This is a genomic window from Burkholderia puraquae (assembly GCF_002099195.1).
GTDB classification, from domain to species: Bacteria; Pseudomonadota; Gammaproteobacteria; order Burkholderiales; family Burkholderiaceae; genus Burkholderia; species Burkholderia puraquae.
Window position 1 is genome coordinate 23,390 of the sequence record NZ_NBYX01000003.1, and the last position, 13,013, is coordinate 36,402.

At 59.5% G+C, this 13,013-nt stretch carries 14 protein-coding genes and 1 pseudogene; 12 read left to right on the forward strand and 3 right to left on the reverse strand.

Annotation, left to right across the window (positions count from 1 at the left end; genetic code table 11):
- Positions 1-40: 40 nt before the first annotated feature.
- Positions 41-949: a LysR family transcriptional regulator gene (locus B7G54_RS06975; protein WP_085038441.1), complete on the reverse strand. Its 909-nt coding sequence runs from the start codon at positions 947-949 to the stop codon at positions 41-43.
- Between the two features lie 394 nt (positions 950-1,343).
- Between B7G54_RS06975 and B7G54_RS06980 the strand changes: the two genes are divergently transcribed.
- The 8 genes from B7G54_RS06980 (at position 1,344) to B7G54_RS07015 (ending at position 8,139) form a co-directional block, all read left to right on the forward strand.
- On the forward strand, positions 1,344-1,991 hold the full coding sequence (locus B7G54_RS06980) for a DUF4286 family protein (protein WP_085038442.1): 648 nt from the start codon (positions 1,344-1,346) through the stop codon (positions 1,989-1,991).
- Positions 1,991-3,319 (forward strand): MFS transporter, encoded by a 1,329-nt coding sequence (locus tag B7G54_RS06985; RefSeq protein ID WP_085038443.1) that lies wholly within the window; start codon positions 1,991-1,993, stop codon positions 3,317-3,319. Before B7G54_RS06980 ends, B7G54_RS06985 begins: the two co-directional genes overlap by 1 nt.
- Positions 3,320-3,386: 67 nt before the next feature.
- Positions 3,387-4,094, forward strand: coding sequence for a 5-oxoprolinase subunit PxpB (pxpB, locus tag B7G54_RS06990; RefSeq protein WP_208864947.1), 708 nt, complete (start codon positions 3,387-3,389; stop codon positions 4,092-4,094).
- A complete protein-coding gene (locus B7G54_RS06995) occupies positions 4,094-5,071 on the forward strand; it encodes a 5-oxoprolinase subunit C family protein (protein WP_208864948.1) in 978 nt (325 codons plus the stop codon). Before pxpB ends, B7G54_RS06995 begins: the two co-directional genes overlap by 1 nt.
- A gap of 43 nt (positions 5,072-5,114) precedes the next feature.
- The gene (locus B7G54_RS07000; protein WP_085038446.1) at positions 5,115-5,888 is read left to right on the forward strand and encodes a LamB/YcsF family protein; all 774 of its coding nucleotides are present in this window, start codon (positions 5,115-5,117) and stop codon (positions 5,886-5,888) included.
- Between the two features lie 7 nt (positions 5,889-5,895).
- Positions 5,896-6,339, forward strand: a complete 444-nt coding sequence (locus B7G54_RS07005; RefSeq protein ID WP_085038447.1) for an acetyl-CoA carboxylase biotin carboxyl carrier protein — start codon at positions 5,896-5,898, stop codon at positions 6,337-6,339.
- Between the two features lie 7 nt (positions 6,340-6,346).
- Positions 6,347-7,711: an acetyl-CoA carboxylase biotin carboxylase subunit gene (accC, locus tag B7G54_RS07010; protein WP_085038448.1), complete on the forward strand. Its 1,365-nt coding sequence runs from the start codon at positions 6,347-6,349 to the stop codon at positions 7,709-7,711.
- Entirely contained in the window at positions 7,708-8,139 is a 432-nt protein-coding gene (locus B7G54_RS07015) for a biotin/lipoyl-containing protein (RefSeq protein WP_085038449.1), read from the forward strand. Before accC ends, B7G54_RS07015 begins: the two co-directional genes overlap by 4 nt.
- 42 nt (positions 8,140-8,181) lie before the next feature.
- Here B7G54_RS07015 and B7G54_RS07020 read toward each other — a convergent pair whose 3' ends face one another.
- Together B7G54_RS07020 and B7G54_RS07025 are read right to left on the reverse strand one after the other, a co-directional pair.
- The gene (locus B7G54_RS07020; protein WP_133059147.1) at positions 8,182-8,709 is read right to left on the reverse strand and encodes a hypothetical protein; all 528 of its coding nucleotides are present in this window, start codon (positions 8,707-8,709) and stop codon (positions 8,182-8,184) included.
- A gap of 122 nt (positions 8,710-8,831) precedes the next feature.
- A complete protein-coding gene (locus B7G54_RS07025; protein ID WP_085038451.1) occupies positions 8,832-9,737 on the reverse strand; it encodes a LysR family transcriptional regulator in 906 nt (301 codons plus the stop codon).
- Between the two features lie 147 nt (positions 9,738-9,884).
- Here B7G54_RS07025 and B7G54_RS07030 point away from each other — a divergent pair, with 147 nt between their 5' ends.
- From B7G54_RS07030 to B7G54_RS39590, 4 genes and pseudogenes are all read left to right on the forward strand, one after another.
- On the forward strand, positions 9,885-10,721 hold the full coding sequence (locus tag B7G54_RS07030; RefSeq protein ID WP_165765557.1) for a DODA-type extradiol aromatic ring-opening family dioxygenase: 837 nt from the start codon (positions 9,885-9,887) through the stop codon (positions 10,719-10,721).
- An 86-nt stretch (positions 10,722-10,807) separates the two neighbouring features.
- Entirely contained in the window at positions 10,808-11,713 is a 906-nt protein-coding gene (locus tag B7G54_RS07035) for an NADP-dependent oxidoreductase (protein ID WP_085038453.1), read from the forward strand.
- A 41-nt stretch (positions 11,714-11,754) separates the two neighbouring features.
- On the forward strand, positions 11,755-12,561 hold the full coding sequence (locus B7G54_RS07040) for a DODA-type extradiol aromatic ring-opening family dioxygenase (RefSeq protein WP_085038454.1): 807 nt from the start codon (positions 11,755-11,757) through the stop codon (positions 12,559-12,561).
- A 127-nt stretch (positions 12,562-12,688) separates the two neighbouring features.
- Positions 12,689-12,903: pseudogene (locus B7G54_RS39590) on the forward strand (IS5/IS1182 family transposase); the annotation flags it as partial.
- Positions 12,904-13,013 lie beyond the last annotated feature (110 nt).

Consider the following 13,013-nt stretch of genomic DNA (forward strand, 5'->3'; position numbering starts at 1 on the left):
GGCGGCATACCCGGTCCTCTCGTCCCCATTAACGCATCATTCACGTCTGTGAGAACGGCAAGGGTAACGATCGAGTAAAGCGATCAGCCTCTTGACAAGCGAGATCCGCAACGAAGCGGATTGCATCGGATGCGCGGTTTTCCATGTAGCTCACGACCAACCCTTGCGGTCGCAGTGGCAACCCAAACGGGATGACCTCCACCTCCCCGCGCTCCACCTGCTCCCGCACCGGAGGCAACGGAATCAGCGCATTGCCGAAACCGCTCTTGACGAGCCTCACGATGGCATCGATCGAATTGGCGCAATGGACTTTTCCCATCGGCACATTCGCGCGCTTGAATACGTCCCGGAGTACGAGATAAGGCTGCGACCCTCGGCTCATCGAGACAACCGGGCGCGTGAGCAGATCCTGGACGTCCAGGCCGGCCGACGCCGACCCCGGCCTGCCGATCCAGCCCATTGCCATCGGCAGACAGGCCTTGCTGAACATGCCCTCCCCGATCAGTTGATCGGTCTGCAGGGCAACGTCTACCTCTCCATCGCGCAAGCTTCGATTTAGCCGCTCCGATGATTCCGCGCTCAACTGAACCTCGATCCCGGGATACGACGACTGCAGATGCTCGACGAATCCAATGAGCCATGTATGAACAATGGTATCTATCACGCCGATACGCACGCTGCCGAGCAGTTTCCGATCGGTTTGACCAAGCTGCATGATTTCGCCCTGAAGCTCGAGCATGCGCTCCCCATACTGGATCAATCGTATGCCAACGGGGGTAAGACGCATCTCACGTGAATCCCGATCGAACACGCGGGCGCCGATCTCTTCCTCGAGTGCCGCGATGCGATTCGAGATGGCCGCCTGGGTGACATGCAGGCGCTCGGCGGCTGCGCGGAAGCTGCCGAGCTTGACGGCAACAAGGAAGCTTTCCAGAAAGCGCGTGTTCATGAAAGAAATCCTGGCAAACGTGTTCGTGTAACGCCACCGCGGAACACGGTGGGCGCGGCTATGACTGGCGGACTTTCACCCGAAAAATTTCTACTGTAAATCCCCTAGCAATTGGATGGATACAACGCCTCCATCGGCTATCGAGTACCTGGGACACATCTGCCCACCGCGCCGTCGCTGCCTCCGTTTCCGGCATCAACCGCCCGGGAAAACCCCACCCAGCTGCCACACCACCAGATCAGGCCATCGCGGCGCCGCCTCGTACCGGCGTACCTCAACGCCGGGACCACAAGAAAAAGTTATCAAATTTGCGAAGAAATTCCCGTTTGCAGCGCATTTATTGGGTAGAGACGATGCGTCGGTCCGATCAATATGGAAAGACAAGGAGACGGGTATGGAGCCGCGCGGGTTGCTGTTTGTCGCATCCGATATCGATGCACAGGACGAGGACAATTTCAATCGATGGTATGACGACGAGCATCTCGAGGATCGAGTCAGGATGGATGGGGTTTTGTCCGCATCGCGTTACGTTGCCGTCGACGGCGGCCCGCGCTATCTGGCGCTCTACTGGGCGCGCTCAGTATCCGCTTTCGACTCTCCTGCATACGCACATGCGTTTCGTCACCAGACGCCTTGGTCCGTCGACGTGCTGTCGAAGATGCGATCTCCCGTCCGGCGGATCGGCACATTGCACGCGGAAATCGGCAAAGGATATGGCGGCTGGCTGGCTGTCCTGCAGTTGGACATGTCAGATGAAACCGATCGACTCATCGAACAGTGCGCGACGCTGGGACGCACGCTGTCGCAACGCAGCGGCTTCGTCCGCTCATACCTCCTCCTTCCCAACGACGACTTGAGCCGGCCGCTGCCGCTCGAGGATATGTCCCGCCGCCAAATGCGCCCGATCCTGATTATCGAGAGCAGCAGCCCCTCATCGAACGAAGCGGCATTACAGACTGCAGCTACCTCGCTGAACGGCTCGTCGGTGGCTACCGCACGGTATGGCCTTGCATGGAACCTCGATGCCCGGGAGTGTGCGTAATGGAAAACTCTACGACGTTCACGCAGGACAAGCCCGTCTCGCACGAAGGCTCCTCCCAGCCGCCGCGCATGGGTCGTCTCGCTGCCGCGAGCTCGATCGGCACCACGCTCGAATGGTTCGATTTCACGATCTACAACCTGATGGCGGCGCTGGTGTTCAACACGATCTTCTTTCCGTCGTTCGATCCGATGACGGGCACCATCCTCGCCTTCTCAACCTACGCCGTTGGCTATCTGTCGCGACCATTCGGTGGCATCGTATTCGGTCACCTGGGCGACAAGCTCGGCCGGCGATTCGTACTTGTTGCAACGCTCGTCATGATGGGCGCGGCAACCGGAGCAATGGGATTGTTGCCGACCTATCAGGTGTGGGGTATCTGGAGTCCGATCTTGCTGGTCACGCTGAGGTTCCTGCAAGGTGCGGCAATCGGCGGCGAATGGGCGGGTGCCGTTCTGTTGTCTATGGAACACGGCGATCAACGCCACCGTGGACTCAATGCGTCGTTTGCCCAGGTCGGGCCGGCGTGCGGCACATTGCTCGGCGCGGGTTTTCTTGCCGCGTGCTCGGCGCTGTTGTCGACTCACGATTTCCAGACGTGGGGCTGGCGTATGCCGTTTCTCTCGAGCGCCGTTCTGGTGGCGTTCGGTCTGTGGTTGCGACGTGGCGTAGATGAAACGCCCATGTTCAAGCAACTGGAACGCCACAGACACAAGGCCCAACTTCCGATCAAGGAAGTCGTCGTCGGACATTGGCGACGACTGCTGATCGCCGGTAGCGTGCGCATCGGTTCCGATCTCGTCTACGGTCTCCTGATCGTCTTCACACTCACCTATATCACGACCATTCTGCATTTGCCACGCTCGCTCGCGCTCGTCGCGACCATGCTCGGCTCTGTATTACATGCAATCTGTGTCCCGATCTTCGGCGGCTTGTCCGACCGGCTGGGTCGACGCATCGTATATGGCGCAGGCGCCGTGCTGTCGATCGCATGGGCGTTCGCATACTTCGCACTGATGGACTCGCGCCAGCCCGCCAACATATGCGTCGCGGTGGTGATCGGCATGCTCTTCCAGGCAATGATGTACGGACCGCAAGCTTCATTCGTCACGGAACAGTTTCCGACCCGTGTCCGCTATGCCGGAGCTTCGCTCGCGGCAACGCTCGGCGGCATCGTCGGTGGCGCGTTCGGGCCGTTGGCCTTCGCCGCCCTATACAAGGCGTATCTGTCGGTCACGCCCATCGCGCTATACGTCGGCGCCGGCCTTGCCATCACGCTCGCAGCCCTGTATGCGGCCCGCGAAACCGCCCGCAAACCCCTCCAGGAATGACGAAGCGAACCGCGGCACATGCCGCCCACTCGTCCGAACTAGCAAGCTGAGCGACGAAATGAACCGAATGACCTCTCCTGCCGAACTCATGGCGCCCAATTGTCGACCTCCAGCTGAACCTCGTGTTCATGCGGCCGGGGCTGGCGCGATCCTGTTCGATCCATCGAACGGTCCCTTCGATCCCGAACTGCAGCAGCGACTTTTCGCACTAGCACAGCGAATCCGCTCGCTAGGCGACGCGGATCGATCACGGGAGCTGGTGTTGGGCGTCAACAATCTCCTGTTCGTTTTCGACCCGCTGTCACTTCCTCCTTGTGAGGCTGGCGAGTTGATGGTCAGGCTCTGGGAAACGACGGAACCGCTCGTTCAGCTCGGCCGCGAGATCGAGATTCCCGTCGTATATGGCGGCGAAGCCGGTGAGGATTTACGCGACCTGGCAGCAGGCGCGCTGATGGATGTCCGCGAATACATCCGACGTCACGCCGAAGCGGAGTACAGCGTGGCGAGTATCGGCTCCATGCCAGGTTTCGCGTACATGACGGGATTGCCACTGGAATTGAGTGTGCCAAGACGTAAGGTGCCGCGAATGAAGATCCCGGCCGGCACGGTCATCGTTGGCGGTGCGCAGGCCGGTGTCATGCCATGCACGGCGCCGTCCGGATGGCACCTGCTGGGTAGGACCACGCTTGAAATGTTTAACGTGAACCGCAACCCGGTCTGCTTGTTGTCGCCGGGCGACCGGGTTCGATTCAGCGTAGCGAGGATTGAACTGTGATGGAAGTACTGTCGAATGGCGCCGCGAACCTCATCCAGGATCTCGGTCGGCGCGGACACCTTGACAGCGGGATCAGCCGTGGCGGTGCGATGGACACCATGGCGCTCACGCTTGCCAACGCGATGGTCGGCAACGATCCCGGTGCAGCCGGCATCGAGGTCAACATGTTCCCGTTCCGGCTGCGATTTCAGGAGGATACCGATTTCGCGACGACCGGTGCCGACTGCACCGTCCGCCTCGATGATCTGACGCTCTCGCCATGGTGGCGTCGCTCGGCCAAGGCTGGGCAAACCGTCGTTATCGAACATCCCAGGAGAGGCGCGCGCGCGTATCTTGCGATCGATGGCGGAATCGATATCGAGCCGGTTCTGGGATCCGAATCGACCGATCTCAAAGGCGGCTTCGGGGGGATGGAGGGGCGAGGCCTGAAACGCGGCGACGTGCTGAAGGTACGAAGCCGCGACACTCCTCCAGTCAGCAAGGCATCCGGGCTCGGCATCGTTCCGCAACGCCTACCTTCATTCATGCAGGAACTGTCGAACGGCTGCGTGACCGTCAGGTTCTTGCCAGGCGCCGAGTATGACCGCTTTACGGTATCGGCCCGTGCCGCGTTCGGGCAAACGGAATATGAAGTGACGGCGGAGGCCAATCGAGTGGGGTATCGCCTCAGCGGCCCACTGCTCCCGCTGATCGAGCACATTGAACTGCTGTCGCACGGCATCGTCCCGGGCACGGTTCAGGTTCCGTCATCCGGGCAGCCGATCGTTCAGATGGCGGAAGCCAATACATGTGGCGGATACCCGAAGATCGCGACCGTCATTGAGGCCGATCTCTGGAAACTCGCGCAGGCGCCCGTCGGATGCCGTATCCGCTTTCAAGTAACGGACGTAAAAACGGCCGTCAACGCATTGCGGGAGCAGGCCGACGAATATGCCCGCATCCGCAGCAATCTTTCGATGATGGCTGATCGAGGCTGACAATGGCGCTCGCCATCGTAGCTTTCCGACGAGGACATGAACCATGACTACGAGACAACACATTGAAGTCGACCTGAATTCCGACATGGGCGAAGGCTTTGGTCGCTACCGAATGGGGGATGACGACGCCATCCTGAATATCGTGACGTCGGCCAACATCGCGTGTGGCCTGCATGCCGGCGACCCCGAGATCATGGCACGCACGTTTGCAATGGCCAAAGAACGCGGCGTCGCCGTCGGCGCGCATCCAGGCTTTCCCGACGTATGGGGTTTCGGCCGTCGTGTCATTCCATTCAGTATCGGTGAAATCGAACGCCTGATCGCTTATCAGATTGGCGCGGCCGAGGCGCTCGCCCGTTACGCCGGTCATCGCGTCACATACGTGAAAGCTCACGGCGCACTCGGGAACATGACACAAACGGACGAGGATGTCGCCATGGCAATCGCTCGTGCGATCAAGGCCGTAAATCCCGAGCTGATCTGCATGACGTTTTCCGGTGCCGTGATGGAGCGCGTATGCCGCGACATGGGCCTGCGCGTGCGTAGCGAAGTGTTCGCCGATCGCGCCTATGACGAGGAAGGCCATCTGCTGTCGCGAAAATCGCCCGGTGCGGTCCTGCACGATGCCGGCCAAGCTGCGGCACGGATGCTTCGGATGATTCAGGCAGGTGCGATCGAAACTGTATCGGGAAGGATGCTGAAGGTACCGATCGATACGATCTGCGTGCACAGCGACACGCCGGGTGCGATTGACATGGCCGCCCGTGTTCGCGCCACGCTCGAACAGGCCGGCATTTCCGTCAAGGCATTCAGCTGAGGCCTGCATGGATCACGACTTTATCAATGACATTGTCGCACTGCTTGAACGCACGTCCGTCAGCGTAATCGACTATACGAACGGTGATCGGCGGATCAGGCTCGTGCGCAGCCATCGCGCGACCGGGAATGCGCCAGCCGATCCGCCTGTGCAGAATCCCGCGCATACGGTTGTCGATGCAAACGGCGCGACGAGCACCGACAGTACGCGCAGGCATACGATCGACGCGGGCATGGTCGGAACCTTCTACCGCGCCCCGGGTCCGAACCAACCGCCGTTCGCGTCTCCAGGTGATCGCGTCCAGGCAGGCATGACGCTGGGACTCGTCGAGGCAATGAAGCTACTGAATCCGATCGAAGCCGACTGCGACGGACTGCTAGCCGAGATTCTCGTCTCGGACGGCGCCCCCGTTGCTCACGACACCCCGCTTTTCGTCATTGACCCTGCATAGAGACCCAATGTTCGATACCGTACTGATCGCCAATCGCGGCGAAATCGCGTTACGCGTGCTACGCGCGTGCCGCGCCCTCGGCCTCAAGACTGTCGCTGTCCATTCGGAAGCCGATACGGATCTCCGCCATGTTCAATTGGCGGATGACGCGCTGTGCATCGGACCACCGCCGTCGTCCCGGAGTTATCTGCGAGCGAACGAGATTCTGATCGCCGCGCGCCTGATGAACGCCGATGCGATCCATCCCGGTTACGGCTTCCTGTCCGAAAATGCCGACTTTTCCGCGGCTGTCGAGCGGGCCGGACTCACGTTCATCGGCCCGAGCTCGGATGCGATTCGCATGATGGGAGACAAGGTCAGCGCGAAGCGCGAGATGCAAGCCGCCGGCGTGCCGTGCGTACCAGGCTCCGAGGGCGCACTACCGACGGATGAGCAACTCATCGTCGACATGGCGCGCACCGTCGGCTATCCGTTGATCGTCAAGGCAGCCGGCGGCGGCGGTGGCAGAGGCATGCGGGTCATCCGAGAGCCGGCCGACCTGCTGTCGGCCGTGTCGACGACGCGCGAAGAAGCCGCAGCGGCGTTCGGCAATTCGGCTGTCTATCTCGAGCGCTTTCTCGAACATCCGCGTCATATCGAAATTCAGGTGGTCGCCGATATGCACGGCCACGCGGTCTGGCTCGGCGAACGGGATTGCTCGATGCAACGCCGTCATCAGAAGGTGATCGAGGAGTCGCCAGCGCCGGGCATTTCCCGAAGCGAGATCGCACGCATCGGCGCCCTGTGCACGCAGGCATGTTTGCGCATCGGCTATCACGGCGCTGGCACGTTCGAGTTTCTCTACGAAGATGGCGCGTTCTACTTCATCGAGATGAATACCCGCGTACAAGTTGAACATCCGGTCACGGAGATGGTGACCGGCGTCGACATCGTAACTGAACAGATCCGCATCGCAATGGGCGAGCCCCTGTCCTTCTCACAAGAAGACATCGAGCCGCGTGGCCATGCGATCGAATGTCGTCTGACGGCCGAGCATCCCTGGACGTTCGCACCGTCGCCCGGACGCGTCGATTCGTGGATCGCACCGGGTGGCCCCGGAATCCGCGTGGAATCGCATTTGTATCCTGGATACGAGATCCCGCCGCACTACGATTCGCTGATTGCGAAGCTGCTCGCCCACGGCCGTACTCGTGACGAGGCCATCGCACGGATGCGCGTCGCGCTGGACGAGATCGTGATCAGTGGCATCGACACGTCGGTGCCGCTTCATCAAGAGTTGATGAAAGAACCGTCGTTCGTTGAAGGTGGATTCGATATCCACCATCTCGAACGCCTCGTCGCAAACGGCGCGTTAAATGGAGCGGAAAGATGACAGACCTTCAAGACATCGAGCGACTGATTGTGACGCTGCAGTCCGCGGGGGTCTCGGAATGTGTTTATACGGCCGGCGATCAAACTATCCGGTTGGAATTCGATCGACACACGTCGACCATTGCGAACGAGCATCGCGAGTCCTCTGGCACCGAGATGTTAGCAGCCGTTTCACCCTTGCCCGGCTATGTTCGCGCGCCGTGCTGCGGGCGCTTTATGCGCACCCATCCGTTGCTTGACCACCAGATGGCCGATACGGACGCGGTTGTGATCGAGGGACAACATATCGCCTACATCGAGGTCGACTCCGTGCTGTTCCCTGTCGTCGCCCCATTTCACGGCCGTCTAGGCCGGATAGCCGTCGCTAACGGTGAAAGAATCGGCTATGGAGCGGCATTGATCGAAATCGTGCGCAGTACCTTCGAATAAGGATGTGAAAATTCGCCCGAGTTTCAGGATCGGGTGATGCTGTCACGAGTCTCGCGACAACGTCGCGAGCGCTGCACGCTTCGCAAACTTGATCGCGGTAATATCCTGCTGGACAGTCACAACTGCCAGTGCGCCGTCATAGATCAGTGCCAGAGTTGCCGCCAATTCGCGCCGCTGGGCTGGCGTGACGGGAAAATCTACAATGGCCTCCTCGAATACCCCCTTGATCGCGTCCTTGTGGGACTTGACGGCCGCATGAATCAGACCGGATTCGAGATGTTCCGCCTGGGCACGCAAAAAGGCGCAACCACGAAATCCGTGGCGGGCCACGATAGCCAATCTGTCGAAAATACTAACCGCGCGCGCGATCGGATCGTCTCCTGCTGCTGCGATCGTATCGCGAATCTCCGATAACGCCGTGGCCTTCCTACCTTCGAGATAGGCCAGAACAAGTTCCTCCTTGTTCGGGAGCTGACGGCACCACAAAAACCCGTTCCGCAGCGCGCGAAATGCTCTACTCCTCGCATACCACGGCCTCAGCGAGAAGATATCGGGCTGCCATTTGGCCAATTCGCTACGCCTTTCGGGCGCGCGCTTGTCTCTAAGTCGGTCCGCGCGGCATTCCGAAAGTCAGAGCGATATATCCGGTTGATCTGCGGAGCGTCGGACTATCGACACACCGGTAGTACGCACTAACCCCGGGGATCGATTTGATCGGAATGCTCCGCCAGAAAATCGATGAAGGACCGTACCTTGGCGGACAGATACTTGCGACTTGGATAGACGGCATGAAGCGTCGTGCCGACCGTAATCATATCCGGCAGGACCTCCTTCAGTTTCCCTTGTGCCACATCATCCTGGACCATCCAGGTGGGTAAAAAAGCCAGCCCCATACCATGGAGCGCAGCCATATGGAGAAGGGTCTCGTTCTCGCTCTGCATCACGGTGCGGAAGGTCACGGTATGTCGACCATCCGCATTGTCGAAAGTCACGCGGTCATTCAACGCCATTCCGCTGTATCGCAGCAGTGCATGGCCATTCAAGTCGGCAATTTTCTTCGGACGGCCAGAACGTCTCAAATACGCGGGCGATGCTACGAGACAGAACCGGACTTGCATGATCGGCCGTGCAACCAGCCCTGGATCGAGCCGCTCGGGTGCCGTCGCGCGTAGAGCAAGATCGAGCCCTTCATCGGCAAGATTCGCGATACGGCCGCTCAAGTCCATATCAAGACAAACGTCCGGATATCGTCGGTGATAGTCGGCCAACAAGGTTGAAAAACGCTGGCTCGCTACCCAGACGGGTGCGCTCAACCTGAGGGTACCGTGTGGCGTCAAGGTGGTGTTGCTGATTGCCGCCTCGACCTCGTCCAGCCCCTCCAGCATCCGCTTCGACAGATCGAAGTAGAGCGCACCAGCCTCCGTCAGGCTGACGTGGCGACTCGTCCGATTGAGCAATCGGTTACCAACGCTGCTCTCCAGGTGCATTACGTGCTTACTCACCATTGCCGGCGACAAACCCAACTTCTTGGCCGCGGCCGCAAAGCTACGATGATCCGCGACCGCGCAAAACACACGCATGCTAAGCAAAGTATCCATAGATCATAAACATAGCGGAAACGATGCATCAACTCAACGGTCGTTGATCAACCATCAGGAAATCAGGATCCTTTCACCATGCGCCAACGACGGCCGTTCCAGAGACATCCAACCAACGCCAAGAGCGCTATTCCGAAGGTTAATCTGATGAGCCAATACCGACTTCCGAGTTACTTCGTCAGCCATGGCGGTGGCCCGTGGCCTTACATGACGGGCGCATTTCGCAGCAACTTTTCAAAGCTCGAACAATCGTTGCTGGACATGCGAGCGGAGTTAGGCGATCTGCCTAAGGCCGTGCTGATGGTCTCTGGCCATTGGGAAGAGGCCGGATTCGCTATCTCGTCCGCGGAGCGCCCGGGAATGGTCTACGACTACTACGGTTTCCCCGACGAGCTTTATCACATCGAATATCGTGCCCCCGGTTCTGCCATGCTCGCGCGGCGTGTGCGCCATTTGTTACTGGCGGGCGGCATCGATGCACGCCTGGACCCGAACCGAGGCTTCGATCACGGCACCTTCAGCGTCATGAAGCCGTTGTATCCGGATGAAGATATTCCGGTGGTGCAGTTGTCACTGGACCCTGGCTTCGATTCTGCCCGACATCTGACGGTCGGACGCGCATTGGCGCCGTTGCGCGACGAAGGCGTTCTGATCATCGGCAGCGGCCTGAGCTTCCATAACCTGCCCGCCATGCGCGATGCATCCGGGTACGAGCCGTCTCTGCATTTTGACACCTGGCTGCAACGCACGCTCGTGCATTCGCATTCGTCCGAGCGAGCGGCACTTCTCGTCGACTGGGACCAGGCACCCCACGCACGCGATGCGCATCCACGCGAAGATCATTTGCTTCCGTTGATGGTTGCAGTTGGTGCTGCATGGGACGAGCCAGGATCGACGATCTATCACCAGACCAACTTCGCAGGTGGGCTCACCGTTTCGAGCTTCCGCTTCGGCCATCCACCGACAACCGGTGGCGATCGCTGAGGCTCGACCATGCTTAAACGCATGAATCTTACGATTTACCGATCCAGCCACTCGGCAGATCGGCATCCCTTTTCTGGAGACCAGCGATGAAAGCTTCAATTCTGAAGTCCTACGGCGGTACTGACCAGTTCTCGCTCGAAGATTTGCCGACCCCTGAACCCGGTGCGGGCGAGGTGCTGATCAACATCAAGGCTTCGGCGGTCAATCCCTTTGACCTCATTCTTCGTCAAGGCTTCATGGTTCAATACATCCCACTGCCGCTGCCGGCCGTGCTGGGGGGCGACGCCGCCGGAACTATCGCGGCACTTGGCACCGGCGTCAGCGGGTTCGCAATAGGCGACCGTGTCGTAGCCGATTTCGCCGCGAACGGAAAAGGTGCGCATGCCGAATATGGCGTGGTACCGGCCAGTTCTGTTGCCAGGTTGCCTGCAACGTTGAGCTTCGAGCAAGGGGCCGCGCTCGTCAAAGCCGGACTCACCGGTCGACAGGCAGTCGACGCGCTCGGGATTCAGGCTGGTGACCGAGTGCTGATCTCGGGTGCCCTCGGTGCCGTGGGACGCGCGGCGATCCAGTATCTCAAACTGCTCGGTGCCGAACCAGTGGCCGGAGTCCGCTTCGAGAGGCTCGATGAAGCGCGTAACGTAGCCGGTCACGCGTTGGATATCACTGTGCAACCAACAATCCAGTCCTTCGATTTCGCCATCAGCGCTGCGGCACCCGTCGCGCACAATCTCATCGGACACGTCCGCGACGGTGGGGTAATCGCCAGCATTGTCCCCGTGCCGCCTGCAGCGAATATCGACAACCATGTCACGATTCACGAGCTTTACCATCGCACCGACGTGGCCACACTAGACTCGGTGCTGGACGCCGCCGCGCGTGGCCTGCTGGTGATACCCGTTTCGCAAACATTCACGTTGGGACAAATTGGGGCGGCACATGATGCGGTCGCCGCCGGCGAAAAAGGGAAGGTTGTCATTCGCCATGATTGAGGTCTCCTCATTTGAAGAGGCATACGTCTCGAACTATCAAAATGGCCAATAGCTTCCCTCGTCAGCCGGTATATTTCTTTTCCAGAACCTGCTTCCCATCGCCTGAGGCTGGCAGCCAGACTCGAGTTCATGATCGCCTCCTCGAACGATCGATTCGGGATATTCCACGACAACTGTCGCGGCGTCCCGACGCAATACTGTTCCTGTCAGGCGATTGGGTGGAGCCGGTATTCACGATCTCGCCGTTACCTGAAAGCGCGACGGTGCCTGATGAGTTCGGGGTTCGCGCACATCCCGACGAAGCCGAACATCGGGTGTCTAGCATGCTGCTTTCCCGGCGTGTCGTCGACCTCCTTGACGGGGCCGCCTTGCCGACACGCGAAGCGCTCGACCATCGGATCGACGACGGAATGCTGATCCTGCTCAACATGATGTATCCAAATGCACGCATTCCGGTTGCCCGATTGTCGTTACGAGCAACGCTCGATCCAGGCATACACTGGGCGGCTGGTCATGCCATTGCACAACTCCGCGACGAGAATGTACTGATCATCGGTTGCGGATCGAGTCGCGGTGAAGAGGGTTGGACAATGCAAGAACCAGCTCGGCTCTCAGTCAATTTCGATATGTGGCTGCGTCAGGCGCTTTTCGAGGAAGACCCGTCGCATCGCATCATGGCACTCATGAATTGGGAACGCGCGCCGGCTGCGCGCATCGCGCATCCGCTGGGCAATTCATTGATGCCGTTATTGTTCATCGCCGGAACAGCAGGTGAAGATGCCGCCAAATCCGTGGTTGGCGGTCGACATCGAACGTCCGTTTCGCCATCGAATTTCCGATTCGGGTAGATCCCGTAGTGTGCAATAGTAGGAGCTAGAGCGTTCCGATATTGTCCAAGCTCTCGTTTCACGCTCGGCAGTCGCTCTCCTCGAATTGAATTGGCTCCTCCGGTACTTCTCAAGCAGAATTCGCTAAGAAGCTGATGCGTTGGTCGACGCGATTCCTCCGATTCGAGGAAGCGGACGTCCTCTGCGCAAACCGAAAATTGTTCAAGGAGACCGGGCTACCGCTACAAGCCACACCGGCAGCACCTGCGCGAACGCGGCATCACGCCGTTGCTTACCAAAATGGGTTCGCCTCATGGCAGTGCCCGCGGTAAAACTCGCCGGTTCATCGAACGTTCCTTTGCCTAGCCTCATGCGTTCAAACGACTCACGATTCGCTACGAACGATTCGCACACCGTCGAACCCGCCTGTCACCTGTCATGTCGGCGTATCGAAACATCGGCATTCAGAACTC

Excerpts from the sequence above, each read along its gene's own strand:
- B7G54_RS07005 (WP_085038447.1), top strand. The coding sequence starts at position 5,896 with ATGGATCACGACTTTATCAATGACATTGTCGCACTGCTTGAACGCACG.
- B7G54_RS06980 (WP_085038442.1), top strand. The coding sequence starts at position 1,344 with ATGGAGCCGCGCGGGTTGCTGTTTGTCGCATCCGATATCGATGCACAG.
- B7G54_RS07025 (WP_085038451.1), bottom strand. The coding sequence starts at position 9,737 with ATGGATACTTTGCTTAGCATGCGTGTGTTTTGCGCGGTCGCGGATCAT.
- B7G54_RS07000 (WP_085038446.1), top strand. The coding sequence starts at position 5,115 with ATGACTACGAGACAACACATTGAAGTCGACCTGAATTCCGACATGGGC.
- B7G54_RS07030 (WP_165765557.1), top strand. The coding sequence starts at position 9,885 with ATGAGCCAATACCGACTTCCGAGTTACTTCGTCAGCCATGGCGGTGGC.
- accC (WP_085038448.1), top strand. The coding sequence starts at position 6,347 with ATGTTCGATACCGTACTGATCGCCAATCGCGGCGAAATCGCGTTACGC.
- B7G54_RS06995 (WP_208864948.1), top strand. The coding sequence starts at position 4,094 with ATGGAAGTACTGTCGAATGGCGCCGCGAACCTCATCCAGGATCTCGGT.
- pxpB (WP_208864947.1), top strand. The coding sequence starts at position 3,387 with ATGACCTCTCCTGCCGAACTCATGGCGCCCAATTGTCGACCTCCAGCT.
- B7G54_RS07040 (WP_085038454.1), top strand. The coding sequence starts at position 11,755 with ATGGCCAATAGCTTCCCTCGTCAGCCGGTATATTTCTTTTCCAGAACC.
- B7G54_RS07035 (WP_085038453.1), top strand. The coding sequence starts at position 10,808 with ATGAAAGCTTCAATTCTGAAGTCCTACGGCGGTACTGACCAGTTCTCG.
- B7G54_RS07015 (WP_085038449.1), top strand. The coding sequence starts at position 7,708 with ATGACAGACCTTCAAGACATCGAGCGACTGATTGTGACGCTGCAGTCC.
- B7G54_RS06975 (WP_085038441.1), bottom strand. The coding sequence starts at position 949 with ATGAACACGCGCTTTCTGGAAAGCTTCCTTGTTGCCGTCAAGCTCGGC.
- B7G54_RS06985 (WP_085038443.1), top strand. The coding sequence starts at position 1,991 with ATGGAAAACTCTACGACGTTCACGCAGGACAAGCCCGTCTCGCACGAA.